The organism is Leptotrichia sp. HSP-342 (genome assembly GCF_041199995.1).
GTDB classification, from domain to species: Bacteria; Fusobacteriota; Fusobacteriia; order Fusobacteriales; family Leptotrichiaceae; genus Leptotrichia; species Leptotrichia mesophila.
Window position 1 is genome coordinate 1,472,054 of the sequence record NZ_CP165646.1, and the last position, 18,242, is coordinate 1,490,295.

Consider the following 18,242-nt stretch of genomic DNA (forward strand, 5'->3'; position numbering starts at 1 on the left):
CTTATGTTTTATTATACCCTATTTTTTTAAATTTTAAAATAGTGTCTCATTAATTTTTCAAAAATTTTTTAAGTATACTAAAATTTCTTTAAAATTATAAAGACTTTTTTTATATTAAGTTGATAAAATCAGATAACTCTAAAATTTTATAATATTTTTATCATAAAAAATCGGAAGACAATCTATACTTTTTAAACAATTCTTCCGATCTTTTATGTTTATCATTCTAAAATAATCAAACTATTAGTAAATAGCTCTAAATCCAATTCCACCTTTAGTATTTTTTCCTTTTATATCGTATCCAGCATTTAGCGTTATTCCAAATTTTGTATTATCTATCCCTACTTTTAAATCGAATTTTCCATTTCCATCTCTATCTTCTTTTTCCCCTCTTATTCCAAACCAGTCTGCTTGTGTACCTCTTACTCTTCCTTTATTGTTTTTTGTTTTTCCTAATTCGTTTTCATAAGACGCTGTTAATCCTATTGATAAATTAGTTCTTACTGCCAATGGCTGAATATATTTAAATTCTGCTCCAATTTCTGGTTTTACTGAAATATAATCATTTCCTTTTACTTCCAGCTTCATTTGTCCACTTCTTTCTTTTATGCTATTAAATCTTCCATATTCCATTTTTATTGAGCCATATGGACGTAAGTGTATTTTCTCGCTCATTCTTATGTCATATTCCAGTTCATTTTTAATTGCCATACCATAAGAATTATAATTTGAACTTGCTTCAAACACATCATCTACAACTAAATATTTCCGATTCATTTCATTAATTCCAGTAAATATATCTCCTGATATTCTCCATTTTAATACTCCGTTATAATCAGAACTTGGTGATATTGTCTTGAAAATCCCTGCTTTAACCATTGTTTGCTTCTCTTTTGAATGTCCAATATCTTTAAATTTAAATTTATTTGTTACAGCTCCAGCATACCAGCCAACTGAATTTCCAAGTTTTAGCGTTTCATTTTCATGAACATAGGCTACACCATAGGCATTACTTGTATAATTAATTATTCCAGCTGTATCTGAATTATACTCATTCCTCATTCCAAATATCTTAATTTTGCTATTTTGTTTTGATGGATTTCTCCAATCTTTTTGTAAATGTTCAAATTCTTTATTTAAAGTATTTCCCGTCGAATTAATTCTTTGCTGAAGATTTCCATATTGATGTCCCATCATTTCATCAAATGCTTGATACAATAGAATTTCTTCGTTGTTCCCAATTGAATTTAGCTTTGTAAATATTTCTCTTTCTCTACTTCCTAAAGCATTTACACCGTATCTTTGTTCCAATCCATCTGCAAAATTGTATGTATCTGTACTTTTTACAGGCGTTGATTCTCTACCAGCCCATGCTGTATAAGGCACTTTTGCCAAGTATAGGCTTGTTATTCTGTTTGTTCCTAATTCTAGTGTCGGGGTAGCCATCCATGTCAATGAAGATGAATAAACAGTCCATTTTATATTTGGGTTATTTTCCATTGCATTTCTATAGGTATCCAATATTCTTGGATCATTTATCAGGATATATTTACTATTTGTAATTTCTGCTGCTTCGGTACCAATTATTAAATCCGCCTCACTTGTTAGATTTTCCAAACCATTTATTACATTTGTAAAGCTTATTCCAGAAGTGTTTACATACATTCCGATACTTGAAGCTGATACTGATATTGGATTTCTAGCTTCCGTATTTATGACTACTGGTATTTGAGGAACTCCATTTACGGTAATTGTAGCAGATAAAGCTCCAGATGGTGCTGTAACTATAAGCCCCCCTAGTTCTTTTCCTGTATCTGGTGTTGTAAATGGGACTACAGTCCTGTTTATATCTGTTTCACCATTTACCGTTATATTTCCGTAATTAATTACCGTTCCACCTTTTAAATAAACTCCTTTACCATTTCTAGCATTTATATTTATTGTACCAGTATTATTAAGTGTAGAACCTTCTCCCAGATAAACTCCAACAACATTACGATAAGTTCCAGGTCCAGTAGTTATTGTACCACTATTCACAGCTGCCGCCCCATCTGTAACATAAATTCCTGTTGTATTGTTTTCGTTTAGATTGATTATTGCTGTATTTGTTGCTGTACTTCCAGAACCACTTGCATACAATCCAATTCCACTTTTACCATTTACATTAATCGTTCCTCTATTTACAACATTTCCAGTATCTGTTGTCCCATATCCTGCACCCATTCCTACTGAATAAAGCTTATTCACTACATCAGAAGCACCTACATTGATTATACCTGTATTTGTCGCAGTTCCTCCTCTAATACTGTAAATTGCAACACTTCCTTTACCACTTGATAGATTTATATTTCCATTATTTATTACTGTTCCTGCTGAATAAATCCCGTAATTCTCTTCTCCTGTTGATGTAATATTTGTATTATTCAAAATTAATCCAGCTGTATCATTTGAATAAACATACACATTTTTATTTCCAAGTCCTACATTTGCTATATTTGAAGTTATTTTATTTCCTGTTCCAACATTTACAAATCCGAATGAATTATCTCCAATTTCAAAAGAAGTTGCCATATTTGTTATATTTTGACTAGTTCCTACTGTGTAAACTCCTACTGCTTCATCTGTTCCAGTTGTGATTTTTCCATTAGTTAAACTTATATCACCATTTTGAGAATAGATTCCAATTCCAGCATTTCCAACATTTAGTTTTCCACTGTTTTTAGCTTCGTATCCATAAATTCCAATTGAATTTTTTCCAATATTTAATACCCCTGTATTCTCAAGAGTTGCAGCTTTATTATTAGTGTATAATCCTACATTGGGATTATTGATTACAGCTGAATCCGATAACGTTATAATTCCACTATTTCTAGCTTTGTATGCTGATGTTCCTGAAGCATAGATTCCAGTATTTCTATCACCTGTTAGTTCTATTTTTCCCACATTTTCAACTATTGTCCCAGCGGCAAGTGATGAATCAGGCTTGTATGACATTGCAACTGAGTCAGTCTGAGAAAGCTGAATAATTCCACTATTTTTCATAGCCTGTGTCGTAGAGCCTTCCGAATACATTCCTATTGAATTAGTTCCTATTGATATTTTACCAATATTTTCAAGCAAAGAATCACCTACTCCGTACATTGCAGTTGATTTATTAGCTACTGTAATAACACCTGATGCCTTATTATAAAGTTCTCCAAATTTCGCATAAATTCCTGTAGACCTCGTACCACTTAAGTTAATTTCGCCTTCATTTTCCAATGTAACTTTATTTCGTAAGTATAGATCTTTATTATTTTCCTGAGCCATTGCAACCTGATTATCATTTGTTCCTGCCATAACTTTAGCAGTTTTATTTTTTATTGATGAATTTGAAATTTCCAAATGATTATATGCATCAGAAGTATCGTCCAAATCTACATTCTGATTAATTGTTAATTTGCTTAAATAAAGCATAAACGTTTTATAATCAGTCCCAGTTATGTTAGCTCCAGTAGCACTTGAAATTGTGTCTCCTGTTGTATCAGACAAGTTCATCCCAACATTTTGTGCTATAAACAGCCTTGAACCTGTATTCATTGTCAAATTTAAATTCCCTAAAGTTGAAGTATTACCATCTCCAAAATTATTTTTTGCCCAGTTTTCAATTTCTGAGGTACCAAATGTAGTTCCATTTCCTACGTAATAAAATGCGTTACCTCTTTCCACAGGAGTCGTTCCTCCTTCAATAGTTGCGTTCATAGTTCCACCCAATGAAATTTTACCGGTTCCATTTTCTCCAAGATAAAATAATAATGATTTTTTCCCTGTACGCGCTGTTCCTGTTCCTTTTAATGTCAAAGTTGAATTTTTATCAGCATCATAATTTACCGCTCCATCATCTGCATTTACAGTATGATCCTTGACTTCCAGCTTAGCATTCTCTCCAGCATACAGCCCTATTGATTCTGTCCCTTTAACACTTACATTCACATCAACATTATTTTTTCCATCACTTACAAGTTTTGAATTTTTACCAACAACAATTCCATAAGATCCTTTTTTTACAGTTACAGATTTTCCTGATGAACTGTCAGTATAAGTATAAATTCCAGCAGATTGCAATCCGTTATTTACGGTTATTGTTCCATTAGCTTTTACTGTCGCATCAGCAGTATTTGATTTGTTATCTCCTATTATTAATCCAGAAACTCCATCTCCTACAGCTGTAATATTTCCACCATAATTTAATGTACCATTCGATATTAACGCTCCTGTCGAATCATCTCCCTTTACTTTGATAACACTTGTTTTAGAAAATGTTCCAGTTGGATTATTAGTACCTTTTGTCATATAAACACCAATATTAGTCGAAACTCCTGTTCCTTCTAAATCAATTTCACCTTCATTTTCAAGGTTTCCACCACGAGTTGCCATTCCAACTCCATTAATAATTGTCAGATTTGTCTTTGTTGCAATCTTTTTACCATTATTATTCTTAACATCAGCATTTGTTCCAACAATTCCCATCGAAGAATCTCCATCTAAATAAATATTACCGTCATTTATTGCTTTAGGTGTTCCAGGAGCATCTGTCGTGACTGTTCCTTTATCCACTCTCATAGCAATATTTTGTCTTCCTGCTACACTACTAACATTAATTGTCCCCTTTGATGCATTTGTTATGTCGTCTGCTGCATTTACAATTAGAACCATTCCAGTATTTCCTTTACCACCAGAAACATTAATTGTTCCGCTATTTGTAACTTTTCCATTATATCCTCTTATAGAAAATGCTGCTTTTCCTTCAGTGATTCCATTTTCTATAACTGCCATTCCTGATGACAATGAATTTAAAACTGTTGTAACTCCAGCTGAAGTGTGTGTGCCTGCATCTCCTGATATTTCAATAGTACCACTATTGTTCATTGTACTATTATTTGCAACTCGTGATGACCATTTCATGGCATAACTTTCAATACCACCCATAAACATTCCTTTTGTTCCTGAGCCAGTATTTGACATTGTGACTCTGCTTGGAGAAGAGAGTGCAAATACTTGCATTCCAATTGATTTTTCACCAAAAAATCTTATTATTCCATTATTTGTCAAAAAATAATTCGAATTAGGATATTCGTCTCTATTTTCATAAGTCAGTATTAATCCTACTTTATGTCCCACATATCCGTTTTTATTTTTTATCTCAATCGACGCAGGACGGTTTGCAAACATTCCAGGAATTAATGATCTTTCTGTATTTAATGGAATCAAAGATTGCAATTCGCTATCGCTTGGTTCCAAAGCATCTGTTATTACTCCACCGTTACCATTCGTTATCTTACGTTCCTTTTGATCAAAATTTCGAGTTTGTTTCAAATAAGTATCCGTCTGAGCTTCAAATCCCACAACTAAGGGTCCTATTAAATTTATAGTACTATTATTCTCCAAATCAACATCAATAACATTATCTACTGTAGCAGCTCTTGAACCACCAACCAAGAAGTCTTGACCATTATAATTTCTTCCCGCATTGATCTCGTCCTGTCTTTGACTGGTATTAAGTGGGTTTTTAGAAGTTACAGTTAAATTATTATTTAATTGAACAGTAGAACCATTAGTATCATTTGATATAACATCAAAATGAATGAAAAAAAGCGCACTTTTTCCACCAGCTTGAGAAGCCCATCCATACCTTAAAGAGGGATTATTTGTTGTAATATCATTTATACTGGTATTTGCTTGAGTATATGTTCTAGGTGTTCCAATTGCAGGATTATTATAAAATGAACCGTTTATTCCGGGCAGTGTAATGTATCCCATAGGATTTTGATAAGAACCTAATTGTATGTTAAAAGTTGGAGGTGCTGGTAGATCTGGTAGTACTGGTAACTTTATTACTGGTTTTGGTGGCGTAAATCTGATAGGTTCTGGTAATATAGGTATGATTGCTGTTTTATCAGCTATTGAAAGTGGAGATTTATTAACTCTTCTAGGCCTGATTCCGGCACTTATTTCAAAACTTACTAATGGTTCGGTAGCTGAATATACACTTATAAGTCCGTAACCATTTGCTAATCCTGTAGCAGAAGCTAATCTTCTTGTCCTTTCAAGCAGCTCATAATTATCACTATTTGGCGATATTGTTCTTTCATAAAGATTCAGACTTCTTTCAAATATTCCTTCGTACGGATATTTTTCATTCTTGTCTCCAATCCCTTTATAAGCTTCGTGCCAATCGTTATAATATCCACCATTAGCAAATTGCCAATTAATCCAAGGCGATTTTACAACATGGTCTCCCTGCTCCATTAATTGAATTAATTCTAAATTTGAGCTATTTAACAATCGCTTGTTTTCTTTTTTTGATTTTTTCACATTTTCCTGCATTTTATTTATAGATTTTAAAAATTCATATCTATAATTTTCAACAGAAGGTTCCTTTGTTTCTGCTGTTAAAAAATTATTTGACATTACTGTTCCACACAATAAAAATGTGAGTAATGCGGAATCTGTATACTTAAAGTTCTTACATTTCTTTGCAAAACTTTTTAAGTTTTTTCTCAATTGCTTTAATTCATTTGACATTTGTTTCAAACCTTTCTTGATATATTATAAATTATTCAAACATAGTAAGAATTTACTATGAACTATAATATTTAATTTCCCTTTAAAATAACTGTTAAATAATGATTTCCATTAATGTTATCATAATCAAATTCATAATAACATCATATCTTAAAAAAATCAAGTATTTTTAAGAAAAAACATCAATTTATTAATCTATTATTAATAATAAACGCCATTTTTTTATTATTTACCAAAAACTTTATCTTTTCACTTAATATTTCCTAATAATTTTTCTATGTTATTAATTAAAAAATTAATTTTTATTAATAATTTATATTTGTTTATTTTTATATTTTATACTAATCCCTATTAAAATAACGAATTTATTACAAACTTTTCTAAATTAAAGAAAATGTTTTGAAATAAAACAAATAAAAAATAATCTATCTATAGTTGTAAAATTTACAGAAATGAGCAATTCTGCGAGAAAAATATAATAAAAATAGTAAAAGCTGTTATTAAATAAAATATCTGATACTAAATCCCATTAGAAAAAATAAAAACTATATTTCAAAATTTATTAATTTAAATGGAGATATAGTATTATTAAAAAGAATTCTTACATTAAAAAGTCAAAAAAAAATCAAACTACAAAAGAATTTTAAATTAGTAGTTTGATTTTCAAAAAATTATTTTACTGTAAATATATTTTCTTTATTAGTCAACTAACGTTGGATTAAAGTCTTCAACCCAAGGTAGTCCAAATTTATTTAATGCTTCCATAAATGGATCTGGATCCATTTCTTCTACGTTAAATACTCCTGGCTTTTTCCATTCACCAGTAAGTACCATTGCAGCTCCTATCATTGCAGGTACTCCTGTTGTGTAAGAAATAGCTTGTGAACTAACTTCTTTGTAACATTCCTCATGATCGCAAACATTGTATACGTAATAAGTTTTTTCTACACCATCTTTTTTACCTCTAAAAATATTTCCGATGTTTGTCTTACCTTTTGTTCTAGGCCCAAGCGAAGCCGGATCAGGCAACACAGCTGTCAAAAATTGTAACGGAACAATTTTCTTTCCTTCAAATTCTATTGGCTCAATTGAAGTCATCCCAACATTTTCAAGTACTTTTAAATGAGTCAGGTAACTTTGTCCAAAAGTCATAAAGAATCTAATTCTTTTAATACCTTTAATATTAACTGCAAGCGATTCTAATTCTTCGTGGTGCAATAAGTACATATCCTTTTCGCCAATTTGAGGGAAATTGTAAACTCTTTTAATTTCCATTGGCTCTGTTTCCACCCATTTTCCATCTTCCCAGTAACTTCCATTAGCTGTAACTTCCCTAATATTAATTTCTGGATTAAAGTTTGTTGCAAAAGGGTAACCGTGATCTCCTGCATTTGCATCAAGAATGTCAATGTAATTTATTTCATCAAAATAATGCTTTTGTGCATATGCCGAAAATACTCCAGTAACACCTGGATCAAATCCACTTCCTAAAATAGCAGTAATCCCAGCCTTTTCAAATTTTTCCTTATACGCCCATTGCCATTTATACTCAAATTTAGCTGTGTCCAAAGGCTCATAATTTGCTGTATCCAAATAATCAGTCTTAGTTTCAAGACAAGCATCCATAATTGTCAAATCTTGATATGGTAAAGCCACATTTATCACAATATCAGGCTTATATTCATTAATCAATGCCACTAACTCAGACACATTATTTGCATCCACCTTTGCAGTCTGAATCTCAATTCTTCCAGCATATTTACTTTTTTCAATTCTTTCCTTGATTTCATCGCATTTTGCCTTTGTACGGCTAGCTATCATAATTGAACTAAATACTTCTGAATTTTGTGCACATTTGTGACACACTACATTTGACACTCCTCCAGCTCCGATTACTAATGCTTTTTTTCCCATTAATTTTCGCCTCCTCAAATTTATTTTATTTTTTTATTTATTAATTCTGAATTTTTTCTCAACATTATTATACTGTAAAATTTTTATTCTGTAAATTACTTTTTTAAAAATCTTGTAAAATCATTTGACTTAGGCTATTTTTATTTGCTATAATAAATTAAAAGATAATAAATTTTAGGAGGAATGTAAAAATGAAAATTGTAGTCTTCGATGCAAAACCTTATGATATTGAATTTTTCGACAAATGGAACGAAAAATTTGGAGCAGATATTACATATTTTGAAGAAAAATTAAGCTTAAAAAATGTGATGCTTACGAAATACCAAGATGTTGTCTGTACTTTCGTAAATGATGACTTAAATGCAAAAGTATTAAATATACTTGCAAAAAACGGTGTAAGAGTTATTGCCGCAAGATGTGCTGGTTATAACAATATCGATTTAAAGGCTGCCCGTGAAAACAGAATTACTGTTTTAAGAGTACCTGCTTACTCACCATTTGCTGTGGCTGAACATGCTTTAGCATTACTTATGACTGTAAATAGAAAAACACATAAAGCATATAATAGAACTCGTGAAGGAAACTTCAGTCTTGCTGGATTAACTGGTATTGACTTGCATGGTAAAACTGCTGGAATTATCGGTACTGGAAAAATCGCAAGAATTTTTATAAAAATCTTAAATGGACTTGGAATGAATGTAATTGCATACGATTTATATCCAAATGAACAAGCTGCAAAAGAAGAAAACTTTACTTACGCAACTTTGGATGAGGTGCTTGAAAAAGCTGATGTTCTTTCACTTCATTGCCCATTAACACCGCAAACTAGACATATTATCAATGCCGAAAGCCTTGCAAAAGTTAAAAAAGGAGTTATTATTATAAACTCTGCACGTGGTGGATTAATTGAGACAGAAGCCTTGCTTGACGCTGTAAAATCTAAACAAGTTGGTGGAGTTGGACTTGACGTTTATGAAAATGAATCAAGCTACTTCTTTGACGACAAATCTAGCCAAGTATTAGAAGACGATGTTTTAGCAAGATTATTATCATTCAACAATGTAGTATTGACATCTCACCAAGCATTCTTAACAAATGAAGCATTAGATAACATTGCCGAAGCTACATTTAACAACATTTTATCTTATGTAAAAGAAGAAACTTTACAAAATGAAGTTTGGTACGATGAAGAAAATGATAAAATCGTTGAAGGTGTCAGAGTTCAAAAATAATTATTATTTAAAATTTTGATATAAAGTTTTACTATCAGAAAACTTTACGAGAGGCTGTTTTAAAAAGCAGCTTCTTTTAATATTTTCCTAAAAATACTTAAAGTCTCAATTCAAAAGATTTTTTGTATTATATACTCAAACCTATTTTAAATTAAACTGCTAAAATTATATAAATTTATGGTTTGAGTAAAATAGTCATCGCTTTTGAGTTTAGTTTTAAATAAGTTTTACTATAAATTTATTTAATTAACAATTATTTTTTTTCTTGAAAAAAATTTTACTTGTAGTTAAAGATAAAAATTTGAATGTATAAAGAAAGGTTTAAAAATATGGATTTATTTGAAATAAAAAAACAAAATGAAATAAATGAAATTAACATTGAAGAAATTAGGAGGCATCTTTGACATTGAAAATTTAAAAAATGAAATTGATGACTTGGAAAAAAAGACATTTGAAGCAGATTTCTGGAACAGTGAGAACAGTCAGGAAATATTAAAGACTATTAGTGCAAAGAAAAAGTTGCTTGAAGAATACGAGAAATTAAATGGGATTTTTGAAGATGTTTCCACTATTATTGAGTTTATTGAGATGGGGGACAATTCGTTTGAAAATGAACTTGAACAGAAGGCACAAGATTTGACAAATGAAATTGATAATTTTAAGACAAAATTACTTCTAGATGAGGAATACGACATGAATAATGCGATTCTTACAATAAATTCAGGGGCTGGTGGAACTGAAGCTTGTGACTGGGCTGAAATGCTTTACAGAATGTATGACAGATGGGCAAATCGGCATGATTTCAAAGTTGAAATCCTTGACAGCCTTGCTGGAGAAGAAGCTGGGATAAAGAGTGTAACATTAAATATAAAAGGGAATTATGCTTATGGATATTTAAAAGGGGAAAAAGGCGTTCACAGGCTTGTCAGAATTTCTCCATTTGACTCTAATGCCAGGCGGCATACTTCATTTGCCGCAGTAAATGTTACGCCAGAAATAGAAGATGATGTTGAAATTGATATTCGTACAGAGGACTTGAAAATTGATACTTACAGGGCAAGTGGCGCAGGCGGACAGCACGTAAACACAACAGACTCAGCCGTTAGAATCACTCATATTCCTACAAACACAGTAATTACATGCCAAAATGAACGTTCACAGCTAAAAAACCGTGAAACTGCAATGAAAATATTAAAATCAAAATTATTCGAGCTGGAACTAGAAAAGCGTGAGAAGGAAATGGCAGAATTAAAGGGAACAGAATCAAAAATCGAATGGGGAAGTCAAATCCGTTCGTATGTCTTCCAGCCTTATAAAATGGTAAAAGATCACAGAACAAAGGCAGAAGAAGGAAATGTGGAAAAAGTTATGGATGGAGACATTGACTTATTTATAAACGAATATTTAAAATATGCTAAATCCATGTTTAAAATTTAAAATAATTTTACTTATACTAACTAAAAAAATTGAAAGGATTAGATTATGAAAAAAACTAGATGTCCATGGGCAAAATCTGAAAATGACATTGTCTATCATGATACTGAATGGGGAGTGCCTTCCCACGATGATAATTATCTTTTTGAAATGCTAATATTGGAAGGCTTTCAGGCAGGACTTAGCTGGAATCTTATTTTGAATAAAAGAGAAAATTTTAGAAAGGCTTTTGATAATTTTGATTATAAAAAAATTGCAAAATATGATGAAACTAAGTTGGCTGAACTGGCTCAAAATGATGGAATTGTGAGAAATAAATTAAAAATAGCCGCTTCTGTTAAAAACGCCCTTGCATTTATGGAAGTACAAAAGGAATTTGGCTCATTTGACAAGTACATTTGGAATTTTACAGATAACAAGCAAATTATTAATAACTGGAAAGAGATATCAGAAGCACCTGCTACTACAGAATTATCTGATAAAATCAGCAAAGATTTGAAAAAACGTGGCTTTAAATTTGTTGGCTCTACAATCGTTTATTCTTTCTTACAGGCAATCGGAATAGTTGATGACCACTTAATCAGTTGTCCTTATAAAAAGTCAGCTAAATAATTATTTATAAAATGTTTATAAGATAAATTTTTATATTTTATTTAATTTCAGAGATCCTTTTTATTTCGTTATTTACGAATATATAAGGATCTATATATCTTTTTTTTACTTTTATTTTTTCTTTCAATAATAAAAATTCATCAAATTTTTTCTTATTTATTATATCTTCCAATTCTTTCTTTTTGGACGAAGAATTTATTTTTTTTATTATATATTCATCTGTAAAATTAAAATCCTGAAGCTGAATAATTTCTTCATTCAAAGCTGAAGTCAGTAAATTGCATAACATCGTGTTTATATACATATTTAACAGATCTTGAAAATACTCTACCACTTCCTGAAAATATAATTTCTGAAACCATTTTCCAATTTCTAAAGAATTAAAGCATAATTTATTTTGATATACCGCTAGATTATTAACTATTTCCCTTACGTCTTTATGTGAAATTCTTTTCTGCCTAAACAAATCCCTTAAAGTATAGTCTATTCTGTCAAATGACAATTTAGGCAATTCATTATCTAAAAAACTATAATTTTTTGACATTATTCTTTTTATATTCAAATTATATTTTCGTAAAATACTTAACAACTCTTCGTCATTTAAAAAATCTTCTTGAATTTTTTCGTGATAATCTTCATTTTCGTTTTTTAAAATATAATCAATTACATGGGAAAAAGCTGTATGTGAAATATCATGTAAAAGTGCTTTTATTTGTTCTTCAATATTTCCATTAAATTTTAAAGATAATATCATTGTTCCTATTGAATGTTCGTGTCTATTTACATTCCATAATTCATTAACCAAATATCCACCACCAGATTGATAGATATTTTTTAATCTTTTAAAAATTTTTGTATTTATTATTTCATAAATAACATCATCTACATAGTATTCTCCATATAGTTCATCATTAACCTTATTAACCTTAAACATTTTTTATATCCTTTTTTTATTATTTAAACTTGTATTTTTTCAATTAACAAATTACAACCTCAAACACAGCTTTTTTTAATTTTTTATTCTACACAGTCTTATTTATCTCTTCAACAGCTTCCTCAAACTGTTCTTTTGAAATATTAAACGAATTAAGAGCCTTTAAAAGCTGTTTTGCATTGTAATATCCAATTTTTAAAATATCTCCGAGCATTATCCTGCGTTCCTTTGCATTGCTTCCAGAAACAAATCCATTATCAATCAAGTCACTAATATTAAATCTATCTTCAATATTTTGACTAGATGTAATAACATTTTTCAAAGCCTCTAAAATTACTTTGTCATTGGCATTTTCAACTCCTATATTATCATTTTTAGTTGCATCTTTCTGACTTACAAAAGCATGTTTTATGTTTGGAATATATCTTTTTAATGTATCACGAATTTTTTTTCCTGCAAAATCAGGATCTGTAAATAAAATTAAATCATTAGTTTTTGACAATTCAATCATTTTATTTATCGTTTTTTTAGATAATGCGGAGAAGCCGTTTAAGGCGATAATATGGGCATCTACAACTCGTTTTATGGCTGTTATGTCATCTCGCCCTTCAACCACTATAATTTCATTTATTTTTAGTTTTTCTTTTTGTTTATTTGGCTCTTTTTTCATTTAATATTCCCTTTTGTTTTTAGTTTTTATTTAATGTTATAATCTTCCATAACTTTTAGTAACAATTCCCAAGTTTTTCCAACTGAATCTATTTCCATTCTTTCTTCAGGAGTGTGAGCACCGTAAATATTAGGCCCAATTGAAACAATATCAACGTTTTCCATATTGTTATCAAAAATTCCACATTCAAGTCCAGCGTGAATTGCCTTAATTTCAGGATCTTTTCCTGTTATTTTTTTAAATGAGTTTACAACTATTTCACGAATCTTTGAATCTTTTCGATATTCCCAAGATGGATATGGAGAATTTACTTTTATTGCTACTTCATATTTTTCAGAAAGTTCCTTTACATCATTTAGTAACTTTTCAAGAGATTTGTTCACCGAACTTCTTGGCAATGCCTGAATTTTTATTGTAATTTTTCCATCTTTATTTTCAGTTTTTATAACTCCCAGATTTATTGAAGTTTCTACAAGCCCCTCGATATTTTTGCTCATTGAGATAACTCCATTTGGAAATTCGTGGAAAAACGAAATAACGGCATTTGTATTGGAAATTGATAATTTCCCTTGATTTTTTAGTTCCTCTTTCTTAACTTCCTTCACTTCAATAACTGGATTTTTATCAATAATTTTAAAATCCTTTATTATATTTTCAAAAGCAAGGTTTGCTAATTTTTCAAAATCACTGACTTTTTCATCCTCAAGTTTTACAGCTAGCAACGCCACAGCCTCTCTCGGTATTGCATTAGTTTTTTCCCCACCGTCAATGTCCATTATTGCAAGAGTGTATTTTTTATTTAAGTGATTCAGAACTTCTGCCAAAATTTTATTTGAATTTCCTAATCCTAAATGAATTTCAGCACCTGAATGCCCACCTAGAAGACCTTTCACATCAATACTTATAACAGTATCATCTTCTTCTAGTTTTTCAGTATCAAAGTTAAACTCATTAAGAATTCTCGCCCCACCTGCACTGCTCACATAAACTTGTCCGTATTCTTCAGTATCCAAATTTATAAGTGTCTTTCCAGAAAAAATTCCAAAGTCAAGGTTATTAACTCCGCTCATTCCGTCTTCTTCGTCAGTTGTGATGATAATTTCAAGTGCCGGATGTTTCAAGTCATTGCTATCAAGTATCGCAAGTGCATAAGCCACAGCAATTCCATTATCTGCCCCAAGTGTTGTTCCATTTGCCTTTAGGTATCCATCTTCCACAACAAGTTCAATTCCTTGTGTTTCAAAATCAAATTGTGTATTTTTATTTTTTTCCCAAACCATATCCATATGTCCTTGCAGGATAAGTGGTGAGTATTCCTCGTATCCAGCTGTTGCAGGCTTTCTTATTAATACATTTAATGCCTTGTCCTGAATAACTTCCAGATTTCTTTCCTTCGCAAATTCTACAATCCAGTCACTAATCTTTTTTTCTTTTCTTGAACCTCTTGGTATTTTTGAAATTTCACTAAAATAGTGAAAAACTTTTTCAGGATATAAATTTTCTATTTTCATTTTATTTTCCTTTCTTTTAGTTTAAATTAACAACAAGGGGATAATCCCCTTGCCTCAAAGATAAAGATTTCTTAAATATCTTTATTTATAAAATATTTTCCAGTAATTCTTCAAGCTCTGACATTTCTCTCTGTGTCAAGTCATACCCGCTTTTTAACTTTTTCAAAATTCTATTTTCAGAACCAACTGAACTACGTTCTAAAATTTTTATAACTAATCTTTTATAAAATTCCACTAATTTTTTCTCCCTTTAGTTATTTTCTTTAATTATTTTAAAGCTGTAATGCTGTTTCTAAGGCCACTTCTATCATTTCATTAAAAGTTGTCTGTCTTTCTTCAGCACTTGTAACTTCGTGAGTAATGAATGAATCACTTATTGTAAGTAAAGTTAATGCATTTACTCCTAATTTTGCCGCTGTTGTATAAAGTTGTGCTGTTTCCATTTCCACACATAATACTCCAAATTCAGCCCATTTTTTCCAAGCATTAGGGTCATCTCCATAGAAAGTGTCACTTGTAAATACATTTCCAGCCTTTACATTCAATCCTTTTGCCTTAGCAATTTCATAAGCCTTGAAAACTAAATCTGAACTTGCTGTAGGTGCATAATCTGCTCCATTAAATCTCAATTTGTTAATAGCAGAATCAGTTGAAGCTGACATTGCGATAACAACATCTCTAACTTTCACATCTTCTTGATAAGAACCAGCTGTACCGATTCTAATCAAGTTCTTTACTCCAAATTCAGTTATCAGTTCATGTGAATAAATCCCAATTGAAGGCACTCCCATTCCAGTTCCTTGAACAGATATTTTTTTCCCTTTATAAGTCCCAGTAAATCCTAGCATTCCTCTAACATTATTATACTGAACAACATCTTCCCAAAATGTTTCTGCGATATATTTTGCTCTAAGCGGATCTCCTGGCAATAGTATAGTTTCTGCAATATCTCCTTTATTTGCTCCAATATGCGGCGTTCCCATTTTTATTACCTCCTAAATTTTTTATAATTATTTTTATTTCTTCTAAAAAGTTTTTACTTACTATATTTTACTTCAATTTGTTAAATTGTTCAAGGAGTTTATTTTCTTTTTTTGATATTTTTATTCTTTATTTATGTTTTATTCTATAAATTGTTTTTCTTAATCTCATATTCATTCATCAAATCAATAATATGAGCATTTTCAGCTTTATCATTATCAAGTTCAGTAAGCCATTCAATAAACTCCTGCTCGTCCTTATATCTTCCAGCAAGTTTTGCTCTATTGAAATCTTTTCTATAAAATTCCAGAATTCCACGCCGTTTTTTCCAAAGACTATAGTGCTTTGCCTTGTATTTAAACATAAGTCCATTTTCAGCACAAAATACAATACCTTCAGCATTTTCAAAATTATCATAATTTTCCATCAAGTCAATTATTTCGTCAAAGTTATTGCATTTTTTGATTTCCTTTTTCATTTTAATAACATCATCATCAAAATTTATCTCTTTTAAAAATCTTTTACTAAAATTGTTATCCACATGTACACCATTTATAAACAAGCTATTATCAATAACATCTAAGATAAAAAGATGTTCCTTTCCAAAATAATCAACTATATGTCTGTCTTCATTTGAAACCACTTCAAACACTATAGAAACATCATTTTCACTGCAAATTCTAAAAATTTCATCTTTCATCTTTTCACTTGCTTTTTCAAAAAGAGTTTCAAAATATTTGACGTGTGTTCCATTTGTTACACTTTTTGTTGCAAATACAAATTTTTCATCAATAACTGAAAGTATTCCTAAAAATCCGTTGTATTTTTCGTAGGCTGTAACTGGGTAAACTATGTTGTTTTCAAGATATTCTCTCGTAGAATATTTATTTTCGCCGTAATTAAAAAATTTGTTATAGCTTCTTATTTTCACTTTTCCAGTTTCTGCATCTACAAAAAGTCCACGTGCCTTAATTGTCGAGTCATTCCACAATTTTTTCCGAAACACGTTTCTTCCAAAATTTAATGAATACAAGTTAGGTTTTGTCTTTTTAACGCTAATCAGTTTACTTACAATCAATTTATTCACATCTTCGTCTGCTGTCAAATTTATCTGCTTGTTTTCTTTTGCCTTTTCCAGTTCGTGTTGCAAATAATCTCTATCGTAAACTGTATTTATAATAGATTTTTGCAAAATTTCATCAGGCATTACATCCAAATATTTCAGCTCTCCACCATACTCAACTTCTCCTTCCAGACAAATTGAATGTTCAGTCGAATTTACACCTCTATGCCCATGAACCTGCACAAAATCCTGACATTTTCCCTTCAAATAATTTTCCTCATAAAGTTCTCCAATTTCGGTTTCAAAGCTTCCAACACCGTTTATCATTTCGTTAGTCGACACAAGTGCCAAATTCGGCACAAAAGACAGGCCTGCATGTGTACAAAGAATTTTATGATTGTAAAATTTAAAAGCATAACATTGTCTTAACTTTTTATAAAATTTTCTAATTTCTCTTTTAAAATTGTCAATATTTTCTTCATCTTCTAAAATCGCTGGCAAAGTTTCATTTAGGAATTGTTTTGAATTAATTTTAAAGTCATTGGCAAAATTTTCGAGATGAATTTCGTGATTTCCTTCAATCATTATAACATTTTCCTTTTTATATAAATCCAGCATTAACAAAAGTGTCTGTTTATGCTCAATTCCCCTGTCCAAAAAATCTCCTAAAAATACATACAAGGTATTTTTGTCAAAATCCTTCACAATTTCAGAAATCGCTGTAAAACAAGAATGAATATCCCCAATTATTCGGACTTTATCATATTTTCCTGTCACATCGGCAATACAAAAATTTATAATTTCATTTATATCAAATATTCTCTTAAAACTTCCCGAAATCTTTTCATTCTGAATATTTCTAAACATTCTGCTTATAACATTTTCGTCAACCTGCTTATAGCTTTCTCTCTTTTTATTATTTTCAATACACTCTTCAAGTGGCGTATCCAACTGATAATAATAAATTGTATATTTATACTTATCCGCAAGATTCTTATAAGAATTCATCGCTCTTTTTGTAGTATGTGTCGCATCAACAACGGTAAATTCCCCACTTTTCATTCTTTCTTCCAGACAGTTAAAAAGCATTTCCCAAGCCAACCTGTCATTTTTCTGCGAAATCTCAAAATCTCCAAATTTTGTTAATTTCGGATTAGAAAGTAGAAGCCTGAATTTATCTGCTTCTAGAGTATATGGCTCCAAATTATTTTCTTTAACAAAAGTGCTTTTCCCACTTCCAACTGTTCCCCGTAACAATAATAACGTTCTCATTCTTCTTCACTCCCTTCAAAATTCTATTTAAATAAATATACTATAATTTTACTAT

At 30.5% G+C, this 18,242-nt stretch carries 11 protein-coding genes; 3 read left to right on the forward strand and 8 right to left on the reverse strand.

Annotation, left to right across the window (positions count from 1 at the left end):
• Positions 1 to 243: 243 nt before the first annotated feature.
• Both AB8B23_RS07570 and AB8B23_RS07575 read right to left on the reverse strand, forming a co-directional pair.
• Positions 244 to 6,564, reverse strand: a complete 6,321-nt coding sequence (locus AB8B23_RS07570) for an autotransporter-associated N-terminal domain-containing protein (RefSeq protein WP_369712241.1) — start codon at positions 6,562 to 6,564, stop codon at positions 244 to 246.
• A 699-nt stretch (positions 6,565 to 7,263) separates the two neighbouring features.
• Complete coding sequence (locus tag AB8B23_RS07575; protein WP_369712242.1) at positions 7,264 to 8,478, reverse strand: saccharopine dehydrogenase family protein; 1,215 nt, start codon at positions 8,476 to 8,478, stop codon at positions 7,264 to 7,266.
• Positions 8,479 to 8,669: 191 nt separating this feature from the next.
• Between AB8B23_RS07575 and AB8B23_RS07580 the strand changes: the two genes are divergently transcribed.
• The 3 genes from AB8B23_RS07580 to AB8B23_RS07590 all read left to right on the forward strand — a co-directional run bounded on the left by AB8B23_RS07580 (position 8,670) and on the right by AB8B23_RS07590 (position 11,756).
• Entirely contained in the window at positions 8,670 to 9,710 is a 1,041-nt protein-coding gene (locus AB8B23_RS07580; RefSeq protein ID WP_021743894.1) for a 2-hydroxyacid dehydrogenase, read from the forward strand.
• Between the two features lie 329 nt (positions 9,711 to 10,039).
• Positions 10,040 to 11,147 (forward strand): peptide chain release factor 2 gene (gene prfB, locus AB8B23_RS07585; protein ID WP_369712243.1). Its coding sequence is split into 2 segments (ribosomal slippage): positions 10,040 to 10,111 and positions 10,113 to 11,147, totalling 1,107 coding nucleotides; the frame shifts between segments, so codons are not numbered across the junction.
• Positions 11,148 to 11,192: 45 nt separating this feature from the next.
• Positions 11,193 to 11,756, forward strand: a complete 564-nt coding sequence (locus tag AB8B23_RS07590; protein ID WP_021743896.1) for a DNA-3-methyladenine glycosylase I — start codon at positions 11,193 to 11,195, stop codon at positions 11,754 to 11,756.
• Positions 11,757 to 11,793: 37 nt separating this feature from the next.
• Here AB8B23_RS07590 and AB8B23_RS07595 read toward each other — a convergent pair whose 3' ends face one another.
• The 6 genes from AB8B23_RS07595 to AB8B23_RS07620 all read right to left on the reverse strand — a co-directional run bounded on the left by AB8B23_RS07595 (position 11,794) and on the right by AB8B23_RS07620 (position 18,187).
• Positions 11,794 to 12,690 carry an HD domain-containing protein gene (locus AB8B23_RS07595; RefSeq protein ID WP_369712244.1) on the reverse strand — a complete coding sequence of 299 codons (897 nt, stop codon included), beginning with the start codon at positions 12,688 to 12,690 and terminating at the stop codon, positions 11,794 to 11,796.
• 88 nt (positions 12,691 to 12,778) lie between these two features.
• Complete coding sequence (gene rnmV, locus AB8B23_RS07600; RefSeq protein ID WP_369712245.1) at positions 12,779 to 13,360, reverse strand: ribonuclease M5; 582 nt, start codon at positions 13,358 to 13,360, stop codon at positions 12,779 to 12,781.
• 26 nt (positions 13,361 to 13,386) lie between these two features.
• Positions 13,387 to 14,871, reverse strand: coding sequence for an aminoacyl-histidine dipeptidase (locus tag AB8B23_RS07605; RefSeq protein WP_369712246.1), 1,485 nt, complete (start codon positions 14,869 to 14,871; stop codon positions 13,387 to 13,389).
• A gap of 85 nt (positions 14,872 to 14,956) precedes the next feature.
• The gene (locus AB8B23_RS07610) at positions 14,957 to 15,106 is read right to left on the reverse strand and encodes a hypothetical protein (protein ID WP_006803764.1); all 150 of its coding nucleotides are present in this window, start codon (positions 15,104 to 15,106) and stop codon (positions 14,957 to 14,959) included.
• Between the two features lie 37 nt (positions 15,107 to 15,143).
• Positions 15,144 to 15,854 carry a purine-nucleoside phosphorylase gene (gene deoD / locus AB8B23_RS07615; protein ID WP_369712247.1) on the reverse strand — a complete coding sequence of 237 codons (711 nt, stop codon included), beginning with the start codon at positions 15,852 to 15,854 and terminating at the stop codon, positions 15,144 to 15,146.
• 143 nt (positions 15,855 to 15,997) lie between these two features.
• Positions 15,998 to 18,187, reverse strand: coding sequence for an RNA ligase (locus tag AB8B23_RS07620; protein ID WP_369712248.1), 2,190 nt, complete (start codon positions 18,185 to 18,187; stop codon positions 15,998 to 16,000).
• Between the last annotated feature and the right edge of the window lie 55 nt (positions 18,188 to 18,242).